Source organism: Streptomyces sclerotialus, from assembly GCF_040907265.1.
In the GTDB taxonomy this organism is placed as follows: Bacteria; Actinomycetota; Actinomycetes; order Streptomycetales; family Streptomycetaceae; genus Streptomyces; species Streptomyces sclerotialus.
In genome coordinates this window covers 258897-278391 of the sequence record NZ_JBFOHP010000002.1, presented here as the reverse complement: position 1 = coordinate 278391, position 19495 = coordinate 258897, and the positions used below count along the sequence as shown (strand labels likewise).

Annotated in this window: 18 protein-coding genes and 1 pseudogene; 10 read left to right on the top strand and 9 right to left on the bottom strand. The window is 68.5% G+C overall.

What is annotated here, in order from left to right:
- Positions 1 to 194: 194 nt before the first annotated feature.
- The 7 genes and pseudogenes from dctA (at position 195) to AAC944_RS01345 (ending at position 7472) form a co-directional block, all read left to right on the top strand.
- Positions 195 to 1628 carry a C4-dicarboxylate transporter DctA gene (dctA, locus tag AAC944_RS01375; RefSeq protein ID WP_078888254.1) on the top strand — a complete coding sequence of 478 codons (1434 nt, stop codon included), beginning with the start codon at positions 195 to 197 and terminating at the stop codon, positions 1626 to 1628.
- A 191-nt stretch (positions 1629 to 1819) separates the two neighbouring features.
- Complete coding sequence (locus AAC944_RS01370; protein WP_030607794.1) at positions 1820 to 2731, top strand: LysR family transcriptional regulator; 912 nt, start codon at positions 1820 to 1822, stop codon at positions 2729 to 2731.
- 218 nt (positions 2732 to 2949) lie between these two features.
- Positions 2950 to 4032, top strand: coding sequence for a tartrate dehydrogenase (locus AAC944_RS01365; RefSeq protein ID WP_030607797.1), 1083 nt, complete (start codon positions 2950 to 2952; stop codon positions 4030 to 4032).
- Between the two features lie 218 nt (positions 4033 to 4250).
- A complete protein-coding gene (locus AAC944_RS01360; RefSeq protein WP_078888255.1) occupies positions 4251 to 4742 on the top strand; it encodes a BON domain-containing protein in 492 nt (163 codons plus the stop codon).
- A 33-nt stretch (positions 4743 to 4775) separates the two neighbouring features.
- Positions 4776 to 5181, top strand: a pseudogene (locus tag AAC944_RS01355) (helix-turn-helix domain-containing protein); the annotation flags it as partial.
- A gap of 120 nt (positions 5182 to 5301) precedes the next feature.
- The gene (locus AAC944_RS01350) at positions 5302 to 6330 is read left to right on the top strand and encodes a hypothetical protein (RefSeq protein ID WP_051871326.1); all 1029 of its coding nucleotides are present in this window, start codon (positions 5302 to 5304) and stop codon (positions 6328 to 6330) included.
- Between the two features lie 326 nt (positions 6331 to 6656).
- Positions 6657 to 7472 (top strand): hypothetical protein, encoded by an 816-nt coding sequence (locus AAC944_RS01345; protein WP_196942721.1) that lies wholly within the window; start codon positions 6657 to 6659, stop codon positions 7470 to 7472.
- 128 nt (positions 7473 to 7600) lie between these two features.
- Here the strand turns inward: AAC944_RS01345 and AAC944_RS01340 are convergent, their stop codons facing one another.
- Together AAC944_RS01340 and AAC944_RS01335 are read right to left on the bottom strand one after the other, a co-directional pair.
- Positions 7601 to 8128 (bottom strand): hypothetical protein, encoded by a 528-nt coding sequence (locus AAC944_RS01340; RefSeq protein ID WP_030607814.1) that lies wholly within the window; start codon positions 8126 to 8128, stop codon positions 7601 to 7603.
- Positions 8129 to 8390: 262 nt separating this feature from the next.
- The gene (locus tag AAC944_RS01335; protein WP_051871377.1) at positions 8391 to 9251 is read right to left on the bottom strand and encodes an MBL fold metallo-hydrolase; all 861 of its coding nucleotides are present in this window, start codon (positions 9249 to 9251) and stop codon (positions 8391 to 8393) included.
- A gap of 427 nt (positions 9252 to 9678) precedes the next feature.
- Here AAC944_RS01335 and AAC944_RS01330 point away from each other — a divergent pair, with 427 nt between their 5' ends.
- Positions 9679 to 12702 (top strand): AAA family ATPase, encoded by a 3024-nt coding sequence (locus AAC944_RS01330; RefSeq protein WP_051871328.1) that lies wholly within the window; start codon positions 9679 to 9681, stop codon positions 12700 to 12702.
- Positions 12703 to 12821: 119 nt separating this feature from the next.
- On the opposite strand, the gene AAC944_RS01325 is transcribed toward AAC944_RS01330, so the two are convergent.
- The 4 genes from AAC944_RS01325 to AAC944_RS01310 form a co-directional block, all read right to left on the bottom strand.
- Complete coding sequence (locus AAC944_RS01325) at positions 12822 to 13505, bottom strand: PepSY domain-containing protein (RefSeq protein WP_051871329.1); 684 nt, start codon at positions 13503 to 13505, stop codon at positions 12822 to 12824.
- Positions 13506 to 13733: 228 nt separating this feature from the next.
- Positions 13734 to 14141 (bottom strand): ACT domain-containing protein, encoded by a 408-nt coding sequence (locus AAC944_RS01320; RefSeq protein ID WP_063759858.1) that lies wholly within the window; start codon positions 14139 to 14141, stop codon positions 13734 to 13736.
- The gene (locus AAC944_RS01315; protein ID WP_051871379.1) at positions 14138 to 14641 is read right to left on the bottom strand and encodes an OsmC family protein; all 504 of its coding nucleotides are present in this window, start codon (positions 14639 to 14641) and stop codon (positions 14138 to 14140) included. Before AAC944_RS01315 ends, AAC944_RS01320 begins: the two co-directional genes overlap by 4 nt.
- A gap of 136 nt (positions 14642 to 14777) precedes the next feature.
- On the bottom strand, positions 14778 to 15167 hold the full coding sequence (locus tag AAC944_RS01310; protein WP_030607834.1) for a VOC family protein: 390 nt from the start codon (positions 15165 to 15167) through the stop codon (positions 14778 to 14780).
- 283 nt (positions 15168 to 15450) lie between these two features.
- Between AAC944_RS01310 and AAC944_RS01305 the strand changes: the two genes are divergently transcribed.
- Positions 15451 to 16233, top strand: a complete 783-nt coding sequence (locus AAC944_RS01305) for a hypothetical protein (protein WP_368396755.1) — start codon at positions 15451 to 15453, stop codon at positions 16231 to 16233.
- 37 nt (positions 16234 to 16270) lie between these two features.
- Here AAC944_RS01305 and AAC944_RS01300 read toward each other — a convergent pair whose 3' ends face one another.
- Positions 16271 to 17440: a YncE family protein gene (locus AAC944_RS01300; RefSeq protein ID WP_368396754.1), complete on the bottom strand. Its 1170-nt coding sequence runs from the start codon at positions 17438 to 17440 to the stop codon at positions 16271 to 16273.
- Positions 17441 to 17568: 128 nt separating this feature from the next.
- Here AAC944_RS01300 and AAC944_RS01295 point away from each other — a divergent pair, with 128 nt between their 5' ends.
- Positions 17569 to 18099: a hypothetical protein gene (locus AAC944_RS01295; RefSeq protein ID WP_030607844.1), complete on the top strand. Its 531-nt coding sequence runs from the start codon at positions 17569 to 17571 to the stop codon at positions 18097 to 18099.
- Between the two features lie 218 nt (positions 18100 to 18317).
- Here AAC944_RS01295 and AAC944_RS01290 read toward each other — a convergent pair whose 3' ends face one another.
- Both AAC944_RS01290 and AAC944_RS01285 read right to left on the bottom strand, forming a co-directional pair.
- Positions 18318 to 18635, bottom strand: a complete 318-nt coding sequence (locus tag AAC944_RS01290; RefSeq protein WP_030607847.1) for an SH3 domain-containing protein — start codon at positions 18633 to 18635, stop codon at positions 18318 to 18320.
- Between the two features lie 199 nt (positions 18636 to 18834).
- Positions 18835 to 19296 carry a VOC family protein gene (locus tag AAC944_RS01285; protein WP_030607849.1) on the bottom strand — a complete coding sequence of 154 codons (462 nt, stop codon included), beginning with the start codon at positions 19294 to 19296 and terminating at the stop codon, positions 18835 to 18837.
- Positions 19297 to 19495: the final 199 nt, after the last annotated feature.

The window sequence follows — 19495 nt, the reverse complement described above, 5'->3', positions numbered from 1 at the left end:
CATGTGTGACCGGGTTCACTGTGGCTGCCAGTATGCGTGGCGCTGATCGGGCTCGGCGTCACGTGGGTTACGGCCCCAGGTCTCGGGCGTCTGTACGCGGAGCCGCTGCGTGGCGATTCGTGACAATCCGCGATGCGCGTCGTTTCACGTGAACGTGCTGGGCCGTGCCCTCTTCGCGCCTGGAGGAGGTTGCAATGACGCAGACCCCAGCACCTGCCGCAGTGGAAGGCGGAACGCCGGCGAAACCATGGTGGCGGCAGTTGTACGTGCAGGTGCTGGTGGCGATCGTCATCGGAATCCTCCTCGGCTGGCGATGGCCGGATCTCGCCACCTCGATGGAGCCGATCGGGACCACCTTCATCACGGCGATGAAGATGCTGATCGGGCCGATCGTGTTCCTGACGATCATCGGCGGAATCGCCGGCGTCGCGGATCTGAAGAAGGTCGGCCTGACCGGCATCAAGGCCCTGACCTACTTCCAGGTGGGCACGATCGTCGCGTTGCTGACCGGGCTGGTCGCCATCAACATCTTCCGTCTCGGCGACGGTGTGCACGCCGACGCGTCCGCGATCAGTACCTCGGATGAGGCCGACCAGTACATCAAGAGCGGTGAACACCAGTATTGGTGGGAGTTCCTGACCGATCTGGTGCCGCACAGCTTCTTCGGCGCGTTCGTCGAAGGGGACATCCTCCAGGTCATCTTCCTTGCTGTGCTCTTCGGTATCGCGCTCAAGAGCGTGGGCAAGGTCGGCGAGCCGATCACCGCCGGCGTGAACCGGTTGACCGAAGTGGTGTTCAAGGTCCTGGCCTTCGTCATGAAGGCCGCACCGCTGGGCGCGTTCGGCGCGATGGCGTACGCCATCGGGAAGTTCGGGCTTTCCACCCTGACCAGCCTCGGCTCGCTGATCGCGTTGTTCTACGTCACATCGGTCCTGTTCGTCGTGGTGGTGCTGGGCGCGGTCCTGGCCGCCTTCGTGAAGCTGAACATCTTCCAGCTCTTCCGGTACTTCAAAGACGAGTTCTTCCTGGTCCTGGGGACCTCGACGGCCGAGCCCGCGCTTCCGGGGCTGATGCGCAAGCTGCAGTTCATGGGCGTGGAGCGGTCCACGGTCGGGCTCGTCGTACCGACCGGCTACAGCTTCAATCTCGACGGCGCGGCCATCTACCTGTCGCTGGCCACGCTCTACATCGCGCAGGCCACGGACACTCCGTTGTCGGTCGGGCAGCAGCTGGGCCTCCTCGCGGTGATGCTGCTGACGTCGAAGGGCGCAGCAGGTGTGGCGGGCGGCGGTTTCATCGCGCTGACCGCGACGCTTTCGACGGTGGGCCATGTTCCGGCTGCCGGCATCATGCTGATCTTCGGCATCGACAAGTTCATGTCGGAGTGCCGGGCGTTGGTGAACTTCTACGGCAACGCGGTCGCCACGTTGTTCGTCGCCAGGTGGGAGAACAACCTCGATCTCGAACGGGCCCGCGCGGTGCTGGCCGGGCGGCACGAAGTTCCCGCCGGTTCGATCGGGGGATTCGCCGGTTCGGCCAAGGTTACGGAGCAGCATGCCGGCGGCAACGCTGACGGCCTCGAGCAGGTAAGGGGCGGGCGGCACGGAGCGGAGGTGGCACCACAGTGACGGTGACCTGGCCCGGCAACGAGGAGTGCGGGTCCACACCGTGGCCGGCCGCTGTAACTCTGCCGAAGCGATGACTGGTTACCGATAACTGGTTACCGGTGATGGGTAACCGGTAAGGGGTAACCAGTAACTGGTTACTGCCGGATCGATAGGCTGCGGCTACCGAACATGACTCCGCCATCGGAGGTGCCGTGGACGCCAGGCAGCTTGAGTATTTCCTCGCCATCGCCGAGCACGGCGGATTCAGTAAGGCCGCAGCTGCGCTGCACGTGGCTCAGCCGTCGCTGTCGCAGGCGATGGCCAACCTGGAGGCGGACCTCGGGGTCGCACTCTTCCACCGGGTGGGCCGCGGGGTCGTCCTCAGCGAGGCGGGTACCGAACTGCTCGGGCCCAGCCGCCGGGTCCTGCGCGACATGGCGGCCGTACGGGACGCCGCCTCCTCCCTGTCCGGACTGCGCCGGGGCACGGTGGAGGTGGCGTCCATGCCCTCCCCGGGGATCGAGCCGCTGAGCACCCTCATCCACCGTTTCGCCGAGCGGCACCCGGGAGTGACGGTGAGCACGCGGGCCGCCTTCACACCCGAGGAGGTCGTGTCCCTGGTGCGCAGCGGCGCCTGCGAGCTGGGCCTGCTGGGTTCGGCCGAGCCCAGCACGGCCGTCGGCGTGGATGTCCTGCCGGTCCAGGAGCAGCCGTTCGTGGCCGTTGCCGCACCGGGCGGCACACTCCAGGACGATGTCGCCGTCCGCCCCGGCGACCTGGCCGGACACAAGCTCATAGCCTCCCGCCCCGGCAGCCTCATGCGGAGCATCGTCGACGACATCACCGCCGGAGGCACAGGTGCCGAGATCGTCACGGTCGTCGACCACCGGACGTCGATACTCCCGCTGGTCCTGACCGGAGTCGGCATCGCCGTGCTCCCCTCGGCGTGGACCCGGCTCGCGAGGCGCTGCGGAGCCGTGGTCGCCCCGATCGAGAACACGGCCTACCTCCATGTCGCCATGATCAGCCTGTCCGCACATCTGACCCCCGCGGCACGTTCCTTCCTCCAACTGACGCACTCCTTCGCCCACCGGCGAACCCAGGCCACCGCGCCGGCGCACTGAGGCGTCCGCGAGAGGCGTCCGCGAGAGACGCCCGCGAAAGACGCCCGCGAGAGGCGTCCGCGAGAGACTCCCGCGAGGCCCCGTCCCCGCATCCATCGGCTCTGCCTATACGTCGTATCGGAAGCACGTCTTGGACGGCCTCCCGCACCCCTGTGTTGACTCAAGAACCAGAAAGACGAAGACGAGGAAGACCCCGTCGAGCTCACGCAGGAGGCCCCGTGACCCAGCCCCGCACATTCCGCATCGCCGCCATCCCCGCCGACGGTGTGGGCGCCGAGGTCGTGGCCGCAGGCCGTACCGTTCTGGACGCCCTGGCCGAGGACTCAAACGGCGCCTTCGCCTTCGACTGGGAGGAGTTCCCCTGGGGCTGTGACTACTACGCCAGGACCGGCAAGATGATCGACGACGACGGCCTCGACCGGCTCAAGGACTTCGACGCGATCTACTTCGGAGCGGTCGGCTGGCCCACCGTCCCCGATCACATCAGCCTCTGGGGCCTGCGCCTGAAGATCTGCCAGTCCTTCGACCAGTGGGCCAACGTCCGCCCGGTGCACTTCCTGCCCGGCGTCCAGAGCCCCTTGCGCAAGGCCGACGACACCGCGCTCGACTGGGTCGTCGTACGCGAGAACAGCGAGGGCGAGTACGCGGGACTCGGCGGCCGTAACCTCGCAGGCCGCGGCCCCGGAGGTGAAGTTGCCGTCCAGTCGGCCCTGTTCACCGAGGTGGGTTGCGAGCGCATCATGCGCTTCGCGTTCGACCTCGCCCGTACCCGGGACCGACGCAAGGTCTCCAGCGTCACCAAGAGCAACGCGCAGCAGTACGGCATGGTCCTCTGGGACGACGTGTTCACGCGCGTCGCCGCGGAATACCCGGATGTGGAGACCGAGAGCGTGCTGGTCGACGCGATGTCGGCGAAGTTCGTCCTCAAGCCCGAGGAGCTCTCCGTCGTCGTCGCCTCCAACCTCAACGCCGACATCCTCTCCGATCTCGGCAGCGCGCTCGCCGGCAGTCTCGGTCTCGCCGCCAGCGCGAACCTCAATCCCGAGCGCCGTTTCCCCAGCATGTTCGAGCCCGTACACGGCTCGGCCCCCGACATCGCCGGACGGGGCCTCGCCAATCCCATCGGAGCCGTCGGCAGCGCCGCCCTCATGCTCGATCACTTCGGCCTTCCCGAGCAGGCCGCCCGGCTGAATGCGGCCGTCCAGGCCACCACCGCCGCCGGCATCCTCACCCGTGACGTCGGCGGCACCGCCACCACCGAAGACGTCACCAAGGCGCTCATCACTCACCTGGCCGGCTGAACACCTCGGCCTGAACCCGAGAGGGTCCGTGAATGCCGCGGGCCCTCGTCCGGCTACGGGACCTGCTCCGAGTCGGCGTACGGCGCCGGCGCGACAGCGATACTGGTACTGCTCTGCCGTGACGGCCCGACGCGCCGGTGTTCGGGATGTGGCTTCCGGGGCACGGCGGACGGTGGCACGCTCATCGGACGAAGACCCCGGGGAGAGTGAGAGAGGGCATGACAACATACGAGTTCGTTCCTGAGGCGGGGCACCAATTGCAGACAGACCGCCAACTGGCTTCCCCCTCGGCCAATGAACCGGTCGAAGCTGTCGAACCAGTCGAACCGGTCGAACCGGTCGTTGTCGCCTCTCAGCTCAAAGCGCGCCTGGAAGACCTGGGCTTGACTTGTGATCACTTCCACGTCGACGTAGCGGGAATGACGGCGATCGTCAGCGGCGACGCCGCCATGCAGGAGCAGAAGGAGAAAATCCTGCTCGCCTTGGGCAACGTGGTCGGGGTAGCCAGGGTGGAGGACCGCATCACGGTTGGCCAAGAAGGTATGAAGCCGCGATTCGTGACCGTACAGGAGGGCGAATCGCTCACCGACGTCGCAAAACGGATCTACGGTGACGCCGAAGCCAGCCGCAAGATCCTCGACGCGAACAGCCCCGTACTGTCCGGTCCCGACCAGATCTACCCCGGCCAGGTACTCCGCGCCCCCGCCTGATCTTCGCACTGGTGACTCCCGACCGGTTGTCGGCTGCCGGCTGCCGGCCGTCGACCACCGACACGCCGCGCCGGCCTGCTGCCGGAGGACGTCGGCATCGTGAGTTACGGGCCCCGCCGAGTCGCCGGCCTGCGCCGCGAGCAGGTCGCCGTCCTGGCCGGCGTGAACGCCGACTACTACACCCGCCTGGCACAAGGACGCGAACGCAACCCCTCACCCCAGGTGCTCGACGCCCTCAGCCGCGCGCTAACCCTGACACGGATGCCCGAGCGCATCTGTACCAGCTAGCCGGGGCCACACCGGGCGACCGTCCTGCCGTCCACATCCCCGAGCAGGTCGGTCCGGCATTGCGCCAGCTGATGGACGGCTACCTGCCCTCCAGGCTCCGTTCCAGCCGACGGACGACCTGGCCCGCATGACCTTCCTCGGTCCCGCGGGCTGCCACTAGTACCGGAGCGTTCGCGCACCGCGACGTGCTGGTCTATATCTGGACAGTGGAAGATATGTGGCATCTGCCAGGGAATTCTTACGTCTCCTGGTCAGTGTGAAGGGCGGAGTAATGGACGACGACGCCGAGATTCCCTGGGAAGCCGTGGATCCGGATGTCGTTCTCGATGTCCCCGCTCTCCAGGTCGACGAGATCGAACTGGAGGTCGAGGATCTCCGTGCCCGAGTGTCCCTGCAGGCCGAGGTTCTGGATCTGCTCAAACTCAACGTCGGTGCGGACGTGGACCTGGGCAGGGTGCAGCTCACCATCAAGGGTGTGGAGGCCCAGGCGCTGCTGAAGGTACGGCTGGACAATGTGGCGGCGATCATCGAGCGGGTACTGGAAACCATCGACAACAATCCGCAGATCATCCAGTCCGTCACCAACGCCGTCGGTGACGTGGCCCGCGATGTCGGCGGCGGCGCCCGGACCGCGCTGGGCGAGGTGGGGCGCGGCGCCGGGGGAGCTGTTCAGCAGGTCGGCCAGGGCGCGGGGACGGCAGCGGGGGAGCTGGGCCGCAGCGCCGGCGGAGCGCTCGAAGGCGTGGGTCAGGGCGCGGGGGCCGCGGCCGGGGCCCTGGCCGACTCGGCGGGCCGTACGGTGCAGGACGTGGGCGGCATCGCCGGGCACGCGGTCGAGGGCGTGGGCAGCAGCGCGGGACGCACGGCCGAGGCGGCGGGCGGGACGGCTGCCGGAGTGACGGACACGACCGGAAATGTGGCGGGGGCTGAGAAGTCGGCGGCCAAGAGGACGGCCACCGCCGAGGAGACGGCGGCCCCGAAGGCCTCACCCGGTCGGCCCACCGCCAAGAAGACGGCTACCGCTAAGAAGACGGCTGCCGCCAAGAAGACGGCCACCGCCAAGAAGACGGCTGCCGCCAACAAGTCGACGAGCGGCAAGAAGACGGCCACCGCCAACAAGTCGACCAGCGGTAAGAAGACGGCCACCGCCAAGAAGACGACCAGCGGCAAGAAGGCAGCCAGCGCCAAGAAAGCCGCACCCGCCAAGAAGAAGACGGCCAAGAGCGCCTCGTCCCGGTCGGGCAAAGGCGGTGCAGGCGGGCGCGGCGGCTCGGCCAAGAAGCGCATCCAGCCGCCCTGAAAGCGGGATAGCTACATAGGGCCCGACCCCGAGACATCCGACATCGCGCTGACCGCGGGCGTGACGGCCGACGCCCTGCGCTTTGGTACGGACCCGGACGTCACCGTCAGTTTCCACGGCTCCCCGGGCCGCGTCTCGGCCTCCGAAAGCGCCCGCTCCCGGCTTCCCCAGCACGTGACCGCCGGTACGGATTACCCGGACATCCAGGTGGACTATCTCCTGGCAAGCAGTACCTCCTGGCAAGCCGGCTCACCGAGCCCGCCCGGCCGACCGACCGTACGGCTTCCTGCCGGACGCCGCACCCCGGACGCCTGACCCAGGTGGCGGTGCGCGGAAACGGGCCACCGGTCCCACCCGACACCGAACCTGGACCGGCCCGTGTCAAGGCCCTCTTCATCAGCTGTCTAACCCTGATCACTCTGGGTGATCTGGACGGCATCGAGGCCCGGACCGCCGAGTGCCTCGCCCAGGCCGAGCACTTCGGCGTCGCCGAAGCAGCCGCCGCGACAGCCAGCGCCATCCTCGCGGCGACACTGCGTGGTGGTCCGGCGCAGGTGGTGTCTCTGTCCGAGGTCCTGCTCGCCACACACCGGGCCGAGGAACCGCTCACCTTCCCCACTATGGTGGCCCTGGTGAGCACCGGCCACGCCTACGTGGCCGCGGGGCGCATCGCGAAGGCCATCGGCCGGCTGGAAGAGCACGGCGCCACCTGCGACCGGCACGGCGAGCGCTGTCAACGCGCCTGGGGTGACCTCCTACGTGCCCAGGCCGAACTGGCCCGAGGCCGGCCCCGGGCCGCGCAGGAGTACGCCCGGGCGGCCCTGGCGGTCAAGTACCGGCTGCACGACAGCGTGGGCTATGGCATGTGCCTGGACGTGCTGGCCCAGGCCGCAGCCACTGACGGTCAGGTCGAGCACGCCGCCCACCTGCTCGGCCTGGCCCAGCAGGTCTGGGACACCCTCGGCCGACCGCAGACCGGAATTCCTGCATGGACCGCAGCCCGCGAAGCCTGCGAACAGCACACCCGCCAGGCCCTCGGCGGCCACGCTTACCGGCTCGCCTTCCATACCGGCTACGAGACCGACCTGGACACCGGCATCGCCCGTACCCTCGGTACACCCGGATCGGACTCGTCCGGCTGACCTCACCCGCACAGGGACGATGCCATGCCAACCGCCTCAACGCGCCCCGCACCGACGGCGTCGACCGCTCGCATCAACCCAGACCAGCGACCCACCAGCCGCGTCCCCAACCTCACAAGGCAACACACCTAGCCCACCCACTCCCGCAACAACGCCTCCCGCTCCGAGGCCCGAGGCGACCCGCCCTCCCATGCGCGGCCCCACTCCGACATCGCTGCGAGCGTGGTGGCCATCGTCGCGGCGCCCTCCGTGAGGCGGGCCAGGAGAGCTCGGGAGAGATCGACCTCTGTCGAGGAGTAGCCAACGGCCGCGGCCACGTAGGCATGCAACTCGTGGTCACCTTCAGGGGACTCCACGCGCACCGTCATCAATGGCGGGGCTTCGCTCGTGCGGCCCGGGCCCGCGGGGAGAGCCCGATTCACCACGGTGTCCAGAGCCAGGTCCCTGACCGCGCTGACCTGCCGCTTCAGGGATTTCACAGGGACGTCCGCCACTGTCAGGGCGTGCACGTCCTCCCACAGGTAGAGGCCGGACTGCCCGTCGCCGAGGGCCACCACGCCTTCGGGGGCCAGGCGTATCCCGGCAGCCGGGCCGGTGGGCTTCGCGCCCGCGTACACGTCGCCCTCAGCGATCCAGAACAGGCCCACCATGGCCATGGCTTGCTCACTTCCCCCGACGACGGCACGGCCGACGACGGCACGGCCGACGACGGCACGGCCGTCGCGTTACACAGCAAATGATCAGGTCGTCCTCCGCAACGCGCGAAGCCGTCAGGAAGTTCCCGCTCCCAGCCCCAGCCCCAGCCCCAGCCCCAGCCCCAGCCCCAGCCCTAGCCCCAGCCCCACACACGCGGCGCGTGGCCAGTCATGCCCACCAAGGCTCTGCACGTTCCTCACCGCAACCGATCGAGCAACGCACTCACGTCAAGGAGAAGGGCGCCCAGTTGGCGAGCTCGAAGCCGGAACCGCGTCGGCGCAGCTCGAAGGCGCCATGGCCGGGCAGGTGGGCCGGCAGTACGAGGGCGTTGCTGTCGGCCGCGCGGGCGAACATCCGCGCACGGCTGGCGCGGGCGCCGTCCTCGTCCTCCTCGAAGCAGCTGTTGATGTGCGGCTCGTGTATCTGTATCGCGCCATGCAGCAGATCACCGGCGAAGATGGCGCGGTCGCCAGCGGACTCCAGGTGAATGATCGACGCGCCGGGAGTGTGCCCGGGAGCCAGCTCCAAGCGGAGGTTGGCGTCGATGGTGTACGAATCGTCCCAGACCTCCACCAGGCCGGCCTCGACGACCGGGTCGACGCTGTCCTCGTAGACGTTCTGGTTGCCCCGCCCGAACACCGTGTTGTGGAGGTTCTCGGGCTTCCAGTACTCGAAGTCGCGCTGCGGCATGAGGTAAGTGGCGTTGGGGAAGGTGGGCACCCAGTCCCGGCCTTCCAGCCGGGTGTTCCAGCCGACGTGGTCGTCGTGGAGATGGGTGTTGATGACGATGTCGACGTCCTCGGGCCGCACGCCGACGGCGGCGAGATTCGCCAGGTAGTCGGTGTTCAGGTACGACCAGATCGGTTGCAGCGGGCGGTACTTGCCGTTGCCCGCGCCCGTGTCGACGAGAATGATCCTGCCCTCGCTGCGCAGCACCCACGTCTGGGTCGCGGCGCGGGTGAGGTCGCTCTCCGGCTCCCAGTGGTGGGGTGCCAGCAGCTCGGTGTGACGCTGCCACTCCTCGGGCTTGCTGTTGGGGAAGAAGACGTCCGTCGTCATCGGCGTCGTGTCGGAGAACTCCATGACGCGGTGGATCTGCACATCACCGAGCTCGATGGTGCTGACCGTCGGCTTCCCGGCGCCGCCCGGCTGCGCGCTCCGCCCGTTCACGGACTCGCGGGAGGAAGGCGAGGAAGGGGAAGCAGGCGGAGAAGGGGAGGAAGCGGAGGAGGGCAGGAAAGTAGGGGAAGTGCAGGAAGTGGAGGAAGCGGAGGAAGGGGAAGAAAGGGAGGAAAGGGAGGGCGGGGGGAGGGACGACATGGTTCTCCTTCGTAGGTGTCGGACGCTTCCCAGCTTGGGATCGAGCGTGCTCCCAGCGGTATCGGACACCTGACTGCACTTGCCTACGGGGAAGGACCGTCCATAGCGTCGAAATGCGGAATGCGGCGACCGGAATCATCAGGGCCACCACGTTGCTTCAGTCAGCGGAACAGCGACCTCTGGAGACTTGGTGGACGAGCACGCGGCGGGAACCGCAGCCGACGAAGACGGCTTCCGCACGGTCAGGCAAGCGGAACTGGACGAGCTCCTCGCAGCCGTCGATGCGGCGAGGCCCACGGGCGGACTGCTGACGGTGACGGGAGCCGCCGGAGCAGGCAAGACCACGCTTGTGGGGCGGGCCGCGTCCCGCTTCGGCGCGGCGGGCGGCCGGGTACTGAGGGCCGACAGCAGCCGGTCCGAGACCAACCTGGCGTTCTCGGGCCTGCACCAGCTTCTGCGGCCGGTCCGCCAGCACATCGACACACTGCCCCCGAGGCAGCGCAGCGCTCTGCGCACCGCGTTCGGACTGACCGAGCAGAGCGAGGCACCCGATCCGATGCTCATCGGGACCGGCGTCCTCACACTGCTGTCGGAGCTCGCCGTCGAGCGGCCCTTGCTGCTGGTCGTGGACGATGCCCAGTGGACCGACCGCGCCTCGCTGGACGCACTCTCCTTCGCTGCCCGCCGACTGGCCGACGAGCCGGTGACGATGCTGCTGACCACCCGCGACGGTGTACTCGTACTACCGGATCTCGCGGCGCGGCAGCAGACCATCGTCCTGGCCCCACTCGAGCGGACCGCGGCGAACCAACTGCTGGACCAGCAGCCGCAGATACCCGACACGCTCACCCGCCAGCGAATCCTCGACCAGGCGGAAGGAAACCCCTCGGCCTTGGTGGAACTGGCCAGGGCCGCCGCGGAACGCGCCACGCTCACTGACCGCGGTACGCTCACCGATCGCGGCACGCACATCGATCGCGGCACGCTCACCGACCGCGGCACGCTCACCGACCGCGGCACGCTCACCGACCGCGCCACGCTCACCGACCGCGGCGCCGACGGCCCGTTCCTCCCTGTCACGGACCGACTGGCGAGGTTGTACGCGGACCGCCTGGCCGCGCTGCCGGCCGCGACCCGGCGCGCGGTGGTACGCCTGGCCACGACGGACGCCGAGGATCCCCCGCACCCAGTACTGTCCTGGCTTCCGGACGTCGGCGATCCCGTGTGGGCTGCCGCCGAGGAAGCCGGTCTCATCCGCCGGACCGGGGGACGGCTGCGCAACAGCCACCCCTTGTCACGCATCGCGATCTATCAGGCGGCCCCGGCCGAAGAACGCCGGGCGGCCCACTTGGAGCTGGCCGGACTGTTCCGCGGACAGGACCCCGACCGGTACGCCTGGCACCTCGCCGCCGCCACGTCCGGCCTGAGCGCGCACGTGTCCGCCGTACTCGAGAGCAGCGCGGACCGGGCACGGCGCCGCAGCGGGTACGCGGCCGCCGCGCACTTGCTGGAACGTGCCGCCGTTCTGCACCCCGACCAGGCCGACAGCACCCGGCTGCTTGCCGCCGCCACGAGCACGGCGGTACTGACCGGCCGGCTCCACACCGTCCAACGGCTGGCCGCCCGTACCCAGGCCAGTACGGACGACCCGGGGGCCGCGGCGCTCGCGGCCCTGCAGGTGGGGCGGCTCATGGCGCTGACCAGCTCACACAGTGCCGCATTCGCGCAACTGATGCGGCCGGCCCTGGCCCTGGCGGACACCGACCCCAAGGCCGCCGCGGAAGCCCTGGCCGCGGCCGCCGTGGTCCGCTTCTACTCGGGCGACCCGTCCCAACTGCGGGAGATCGAACGCCTTCTTCCTGTCACAGCTGTCTCTGAGCCGTCCCCCGCGGCCCGGCGGCTCGGGAACAAGGAGGCGGCTCTGCTGCGGCTCGGTGACGGTGAGGCTTTCCTACGCCTCGGTGATCAGGAGGCTCTCCTGGGTGAGTGGGCCAGGGTCGTCGCGCGTCCCGAGGCCGCCGGCCGGGATCTGCCCCAGCGACTGCCTTCCCTGATCGCGGCGGCGGTGGACCGGCCGCAGACGCTGACACTGCTCGCCATCGCCGCGTGGCTGCTCGACGAGACGGATCTGGCCGTACGTACCTTCGATACGGCCTTCGCCTCGTGGACGTCCAGGGGGCCACTTCCCGACGGCCTGGGCGGTGTCGCTGCTCTGGCCTATCTGGAACATGGCAGGTGGGACAGAGCCCAGGCAGCGTGCGACGAACTCTCGGCCCTCGCGACCTCCGCCGGTCTCGACCACGCCGCCGCCTGCGCCGCGTCCACCGACGCTCTCCTGCGTGCCTCACGGGGAGACACCTCCGGAGCACGTGCAGAGGCCCGACGTGCCCTGTCGCTCATCGATCCCTTGGAGAGTCGTTCGGTCCTGGTCATCGCCCACCGGGCACTGGGAACCGCCGCAACCGTGGACGGCGACCACGCAACGGCGTACCTGCACTACCGCACGCTCTTCGACGGCCAGGGCAACCCCGTGCACTATCACCTCTCCCACCCGGCGCTGCCGGAACTCGCGGCGGCCGCGGCGCGCTGCGGCCGGCACGAAGAGGCGGCCCGTGCCGTGGACACGGCCGAACGCTCCCTCAGGGACGCCGGGCATCTCGCATCGCGCCGGACGGCCCTGGTCCACCTGAGCCGAGCGGTACTGGCCCCTCCCGACGAGGCCGAGCACCACTTCACTCAGGCCCTGGCAGTTCCGGCACTCGCCCGGAGGCCTCTGGAGCGAGCCCAGGCACTTCTGGCGTACGGCGAATGGCTGCGTCGTCGGCGTCGCATCGTCGAGGCACGTCCGCCGCTGGCCGAGGCCGAGACCGCCTTCGGACAACTGGGCGCGCGGCCCTGGGCCGCGCGAGCCCGGACCGAGCTCCGTGCCGCCGGCGCCCACAGCGGCACAACGGAGCCGGACGCCTACGCCAACCTCACGCCCCAGCAGCGGCAGATCGTACGACTCGCGGCCACAGGCCTGACCAACCGTGAGGTGGCGGAACAGCTGTACCTCTCTCCCCGTACCGTCGCGTCGCACCTGTACCGAGCGTTCCCCAAGCTGGGCATCACCGTGCGCTCCCAGCTGAGGGATGTGCTCGAAGCCGCCGACGCCGGAGCCGGGGCCGACGCCGGAGCCGGCGCCGACACCGGCGCCGACACCGCTCCCGGCTGATCCGCGAGTCCCACCGCTGGTTCGGACTCTGGGCGGCGGAGGTTTCAGGCGGTCAGCCGGGTACCTGGCCAGTCGTCGTCGCTGCCGTTGTCGCCCTGGTCCCTGGTCCCCTGGTCGTCCTAGTCGTCCTGGTCGTCCTGGTCGTCCTGGTCGTCCTGGTCGACGTGCTGGTTGAGGACCTTGCCGTTGGCCGCGTCGATGGTGACGTCGTGGCTCTTGTGGTCCTTGCCGAGGACGTCGACCTCCCAGACGGTGGAGCCGTTGCGGTCGTTGTCGTCGAGGCTGTAGGAGACGACGGTACCGGGGACGGCCTTGAGGGCCTTTTCGGTGGCCTTGGCGTGGCCGATCTTGTCGGCCTTGACCTGGGCCTGAGTCTCGGCGGCGTCCTGGGCGGCGTCGCCGTCGCGGTCGGTGTGCTTGTTCAGGACCTTGCCATTGCCGGCGTCGACGGTCACGTCATGGTTCTTGTGGTCCTTGCCGAAGACATCGACCTCCCAGACGAGGGAACCGTTGCGGTCCGCGGTGTCGAGTTCGGCGGAGGTCGCGGTGCCGGGTACGGCCTTGAGGGCCTTGGCGGTGGCTTCGGACTGGCTGAGCTTGTCGGCCTTGACCTGCGCGCGGTCCTTGGCGGTGTCGTCCAGATGGCGCTCGTTCTGGGAGAGCCGGACCGAGGAATGCGGGGCCGGGGCGTCGTCGTTGGCGAAGGCGGTCACGGCACCCGTGCTGCCGATCAGCGCGACGGCGGCGGCCGTGCCGAGGACGACGGCGCGGGGGGCGAGCGTACGCTTGGTGGTGGCCTTCATGGAGACGTTCCTCCGGTTTCGTGTTGCGGTTCGGTTCCGTCGGCGGACGGCCTTGCCGCGCCCTTCCGACATTCACCACAGTGCCGAACGGAACCTGAACACAACCTGAAAATCCTGAAGCGCTCTTCAGACTCCGCACTCCCGGAACGGACGAAACAGCCGCCCCGATCGCCCCGCCGGACGGGACGGGTGGCCCGGAGACGCCGTTTCTCCGGGCCACCCGACCACTCAGCGGCGGTTCTCCCAGTGTGTGACGACCTCGCGGCATGCTTGCGCGTGCTCCTCAGCGGCGATCAGGACGAGGTTGCCGGCGTGATCGCTGTACTGGACGAGAACGTTGACTCCCGCATCTCCGAGCAGCCTCGCCAACGCGCCGAGTTGGCCGGGCGTCTCCTGGTCCAGCCGAGTCATGACGACATCCCGTACGGCCACAGTGCCGAGATCAGCTTCGGTGGCGGCCTGAAGCGCGAGTGCGCCGTCGTCGACCAGGTAGTGCGCGACGGCCTGGCCGTGGTGGGTGAACACACCGCCGCCTTCGAGACTCACTCCGGCGCGGCCGAGGGCTTGGCCGAGGTCCGCCAGTGCGCCAGGCCGGTCAGGCAGATGTACCTCGAGATCCTGCAGGTGGGCAGTCACGCGCTCACCACCGTGGTGGTCACTTCTACGGGCACCGACAGTGAGTTGGCGACGTAGCACTCGCGGTGGGCCCGTTCAGCCAGTTCCTGGACCGTGCTCTCCTCGGTCCCGGCGGCGACCTGCACGGTGACAGCCAGGTGGATCACGCCGAGGCGGGCGGGCTTGGCCGTCAGATCAAGGTGACTGGTTGCTTCGTCGTCGTAGGCCAGCACGTTGATGCCGGCGCGTGCGGCGGCGCCGAGGAAGGACAGCATCTGGCAGGAGGAAGCGGCCATCACTACGAGCTGCTCCGGGTTGAGCCGCTCAGGACTACCCCTGAAGGCCGGGTCCGCGCTCAATGCCACTTCTGCAGCGGCGGGTGGTGCGGTGGCGACGTGGTCGCGGGAGTAGGAGCGGATCCCGGCGGCGGTGGAGCCGTGCCAGCTCAGCCGGGTGGCGTAGGCGTGAGAGGCATGAAAGGTCCGCGAAGTATGCAAGGTCTGCGAGTCCTGAGAGGTCATGGTGGGACGGTATGACGGGGACGTTTCGGCGGTCAGCGAAGTGTTGTCGGCGCTGGTGGCGGTGAGGGCCGCAACCCGGTACGAGATGCGGCCCTCGGCGCGGGTGTTCACACCGGCCAGCCGCCGTAGCGGGTGTTCACACCGGCCAGCCGCCGTAGGGCACGGTGATCAGCTCCATGGCGTGGCCTGCCGGGTCCATGAAGTACACGCCGCGGCCGCCGTCGTTGTGGTTGATCGTGCCGGGCTGTTGCTGACGCGGGTCGGCGTAGTGCTCGATGCCGCGCTGCCTGATGCGCACGTACGCCGCTTCGAACTCTTCCTCGGAGATCAGGAAGGCGTAGTGCTGCGGGGCGATCTTGTCCGCGGGGATGGTGGCGAAGTCCAGCGTGACGCCGTTGCTCAGGGCAATGGCGAGGAACGGGCCCCATTCGGCGGTGATTTCAAGGCCCAGGATTTCCGCGAAGAACTCCGCGGACTCCCGGTTGTCCCGGGCGTGGATGATCGTGTGGTTGAACTCGACTGACAAGGAATGCCTCCGAGGGCATCTCCCGACACCTCCATGCCTCACCCAGCCGGTGACCGACACGCGATGTCGCCGTAGATCTTAGCCGCTTCCGTGCCTGCGGTGAGCCGGGGCACGCGATGAGTGCTGCGCCGCTCGCCGTCCCTCCGGTGCCCAGCGCATCGGCAAGCGACGAGTGCGTGGGTCCGTCCGGCGACGGCATGGGTCCGTCCGGCGACGGCTGACCATCACGTCCGTCCGGGCGAGAAGTTGACGGTGTCCAGGTCGTCTCCGAAGAATGGCCGGCATGCGTCTGCTGCAGCGGGTACGGGAGGACATTCTTCGGGGCGAGCACTTGGAGATCTATCTCACGGTGTTGTTGTCCCTCACACTTGCGGTGCTCGGCGCATTCGATCTCGCCAGCGGCAAGGTGCTGGCCGCCGCGACTCTGGCTACGCTGGCGCTGCTCGCGGGCAGCTTGTTGGGGAGCCGCCACCGGACGGCCGCGCTGATGGCGCAGGTACAGGATCTGCGCGGTGGCAGGGGGTCGGCGATGGACTTCCTCGCGCGGGACAAGCCGGAGCTCGTCGAGCAGGTGCGCCGTGCCCGGGACATCAGGATCGTGGGCGTGACGCTGTCGCGGACGCTGCGCGACTTGATCGACGAGCTGCAGCGGTGCGCCACCACGGGCGCGACGGTGCGAGTGGCGCTCATCGACCCTGCCTCCTCCGCGCCGGAGGAGGCAGCCCGGCGCAGTACGCTGCCTGACCGGCCCGAGATGTTCGTCAATCGGCTGCGTCCGTCGGTCGACCTCCTGCGTGAGCTGGTCGGCACGCCCGGTTGCGCGGGTCAGGTGGAGGTGCGCTTCCTGCCGTTCGTCCCCGCGTTCGGCCTGGTTCTGCTGGATCCGGAACAGCCCAACGGCATCATTCACGTCGACATCTACTCGCACAGGTCGGCCAGCGGAGACGCGGTCTTTTCGCTTCGCCCGGAACGGGACGGCCAGTGGTACGCGCGCTACCAGGCCGAGTTCGACCGTATGTGGGAGTTCGGGCGCCCGGTCGAGGCCGCCGACGGCTTTCCGCGATGACAACGCGTGCCGTGCAAAGGGCGTTGTGGCGGGTGCTTCAGGTAGCTGCGGGCAGCAGTACCGAAGTGTCCGGTTCCCGTTGGGTGCCGAAGCCGCCGATGACAGCGAACCGTTCCAGATCGACGACGGCGATCCGGTTGGTGTCCAGCAGGGACACATAGGCCAGGGGCCTGCTGGGGTGAAATGACACCGCGGACGGGGTTCCGTCGAGCGGAAGGGACCGGAGTTTCCGCAGGTCGGTGCTCCAGATGGTGAGGGTGTTGGCGACAATGTCCGTCACCAGCAGCCGCTTGTCATCCAGCATATAGACCCGCAACGGGTCTCCGCCCGTCTTCCGGCTCCGCCGTACCTTCATGGTGCGGGCGTCGATGGCAACCAGCGAAGAGCTCTTGCGGGCTCCGACGAACAACGTCTTCTCATCCCGGCTCAGGCAACAGCTCTCGGGCAGTTGGCCGGGGGTGGCCAGAAGGGGCGGGACGGAGGCGTCGTGGGGGCGCACGAGGCTCACCGTGTGCGACAACAGGCCGGTGACATAGGCGCGTTCGCCGTCCCGGCTGAGGGCGAACAGGTGGGTCTTCACGCCGTGCGCGGAGACCGCCCTGGTCGGTGCCTGGTCGGTGGCGGGGGCGTCGAAGCCGAGCAGTACCGCCTTCTCCTCGCTCAAGGCGTACAACCGGTCGTGAGCGTCGATGCCCATGCCGTGGATGCGGTTGAACGGCCGGGTGTCGATGGTCCTGGCCAGGGATCGCTCGGCCAGGTCGATGACGAAGACCGCGGCACCGCCCTCGCCCACGGTGGAGGACATGCGCACCCCGTAGTGCCCCACATAGGCGAACCGTCTGCGCGAGTCGACGACCATCTCATGCGGGTAGTCGGGCAGTCGGATCGTCTGCCGGCGTTGCCCCGAGGCGGTGTCGTAGAAACTGACCGCGTGGCTGCTCTTCTCCACCACGATCAGTACATCGACATCGGCATCGACATCGACATCGACATCGGCATCGACATCGACATCGGCATCGGCATCGGCATCGACGTCGGCCTTGGCCGCCGAGGAAGCACCTGAGGCAGGCGTGGGCAGCCCGCCCGCCAATGCCCCGGCGCCCACTGCCTTGATCACCGTACGACGTGTCGCCACAGTCCACTCCATTCCGATCTTTCGACGGCCCGCCTTCGTCTTGGCGGGGAAGCTGTCCTCGCGCGCGAGCACGAGCTTGCACGGCCGAGAGTGTGGCGTCCAGATCTTCGATGGCAGTGCCGACGGCTGCCGCCGCTATCGGGTCGAACGTGAGTACCAGTACTCATGTGTCATAAGTGCTCGGCAGGAAGCATTGCGCCATGCGTATGCGCAAGCCCACCACCGCGGCGGTCGTCGCAGCAGCCGGCGTCCTGGTTCTGGCAAGTTGCGGAATCAGCGGGGACGAGCTGTTCTCCAACCTCAACGGCACCCGTGCGTCCCACGCGCGCGACACCGATACCTCCGGTACGCAGCCGCCACCCGCCGACGCGCCGCCGAACTACGCCGACAACAGCCGGGTCCGACAGCCTGGCGAAATGAGTGCACAGGACGAGAAGCGAGCCAGGCAGAAGGCCACCGAGGTCAAGAGCGCCCTGGAAGACCTGCGTCGGCGCGGCGAGATCGACCCGTCTGAGGTACGGCCCGTGATCGCCCGTCTCGCCGGATCCGCCAGTCACTCCGTCACAGGGATATCCAGCTTGCGGGCAGAAAAGGTCGACGGCAGCTCTTACGGCATTTGGATCGGTGATACCGCCTGTGTCACTGGCGCTGTCAACAAGGACCGCGTTTGGGCCGACGCCAACGGCTTCTACCCCGAGAGCCGCTGCCTGCCCCCGGCGCCCACTCATTGAGGCATCGCCTTGCTTCTCGCCCTAATTGGGGAGGTGCCTTCGGACGAGGGGTGCTGTGCCGATGAGGAGGAGGCCGGCCGTGGTGACGCGGACCGGCACCACCACCCAGCGCGGGGCACGACGCATCCATACGACCATGCATGAATCTTCTCAGCTGCGTGGGGCCGGGGCCGGTGAACTGGTCGCCGGCCCCACGTCAGGGTGTGTCCGTGTCGCCGTTACTTCAGAAGACCGATCTTCTTGCCGTAGGCCCAGCCCTTGGTGCCCTTGTGGGCTCCGGACGACACCTTGCCGTAGATCCAGGTCGTGGATCCCTTGGTGTACTCGCAGAGGTAGTAGAACTTCGTCCCCTTGGACAGGGTGCCCTTCGAGGAGTACTTGGTCCCGGGCCCGGTGCGCAGGGCCGCCTTCTGCAGAACGTCGAAGGTGACGTTGCTCCAGTCGACGTTGCACTTCGAGGCGCCGACGGCGCTGGCCGTCGGCGCCGTGGCGACCGCACCGCCGGCGAGGACGGCGGTGGCGACGAGAGTGGTCATCCCTCGCCCGAGCAGAGACTGTCGCAAGACAATTCCCCCTTGGTGCGGAGCGCGGGCGCGGTGGTTGTCCCGTACCGTGCAGCGCGCTCTTCTTGCTGGTCAGTTGAGCAGCTGAGCTTAACCCGACTGGCCCTGTGCACCTCGGCCACCCCAACGCCATGCGCCTCGGGCACGGGTGGCTACGGCCGATCTGCGTCAGTCAGTCCAGGCAGAATTCGTTGCCCTCCGGGTCGGTCATCACGATGAAACCGGCGCTCATCGGGGGAGCGGGCTCGGAACGGCGTACCCGTTTCGCTCCCAGTGCAACGAGCCGGTCGCACTCGGCCTCCAGGGCCGCCATCCGCTCCTCTCCCTCCAGCCCGGGAGCCGCGCGGACATCGAGGTGGACGCGGTTCTTGGCGACCTTGTCCTCAGGCACCTGCTGGAAGAACAGCCGTGGGCCGTGCCCGTCGGGGTCCTCGATGGCCGACTTCGAGTTGCGCTGCTCCTCCGGTACGCCGATCCGCGCGAGGAAGTCGTCCCAGGCGGCCAGCGGGTCGGCGCCCTCGGGCAGCTCGACCCCAGGCGGGCCAGGGTGCAGGTAGCCCAGTACGTCGCGCCAGAAGGACGACAGTGCACGCGGGTCGTGGGCGTCGAAGGTGACCTGGAGGTGACGGCTCATCGGGGTGCTCCGTTCGTAGCGAATTTCGTCATGTCCATGCCTGAATGTGTGTACATGCATGTACGGACGTGCATGTACGGAGACGCAAGGCACGGACATGCAGGCACGGACATGCAGGCACGGATAGTCGTGGAGCCACTCTGACACCCCTGGCGGACAGCTACGGTCCGCTTTTCCTCATGGGCTCATGGGCTCATGG

Coding starts and splice junctions, on each gene's coding strand:
- AAC944_RS01350 (WP_051871326.1), top strand. CDS start 5,302: ATGGACGACGACGCCGAGATTCCCTGGGAAGCCGTGGATCCGGATGTC.
- AAC944_RS01315 (WP_051871379.1), bottom strand. CDS start 14,641: ATGACCTCTCAGGACTCGCAGACCTTGCATACTTCGCGGACCTTTCAT.
- AAC944_RS01360 (WP_078888255.1), top strand. CDS start 4,251: ATGACAACATACGAGTTCGTTCCTGAGGCGGGGCACCAATTGCAGACA.
- AAC944_RS01325 (WP_051871329.1), bottom strand. CDS start 13,505: ATGAAGGCCACCACCAAGCGTACGCTCGCCCCCCGCGCCGTCGTCCTC.
- dctA (WP_078888254.1), top strand. CDS start 195: ATGACGCAGACCCCAGCACCTGCCGCAGTGGAAGGCGGAACGCCGGCG.
- AAC944_RS01290 (WP_030607847.1), bottom strand. CDS start 18,635: ATGACCACTCTCGTCGCCACCGCCGTCCTCGCCGGCGGTGCGGTCGCC.
- AAC944_RS01295 (WP_030607844.1), top strand. CDS start 17,569: ATGCGTATGCGCAAGCCCACCACCGCGGCGGTCGTCGCAGCAGCCGGC.
- AAC944_RS01305 (WP_368396755.1), top strand. CDS start 15,451: ATGCGTCTGCTGCAGCGGGTACGGGAGGACATTCTTCGGGGCGAGCAC.
- AAC944_RS01335 (WP_051871377.1), bottom strand. CDS start 9,251: ATGGAGTTCTCCGACACGACGCCGATGACGACGGACGTCTTCTTCCCC.
- AAC944_RS01340 (WP_030607814.1), bottom strand. CDS start 8,128: ATGGCCATGGTGGGCCTGTTCTGGATCGCTGAGGGCGACGTGTACGCG.
- AAC944_RS01285 (WP_030607849.1), bottom strand. CDS start 19,296: ATGAGCCGTCACCTCCAGGTCACCTTCGACGCCCACGACCCGCGTGCA.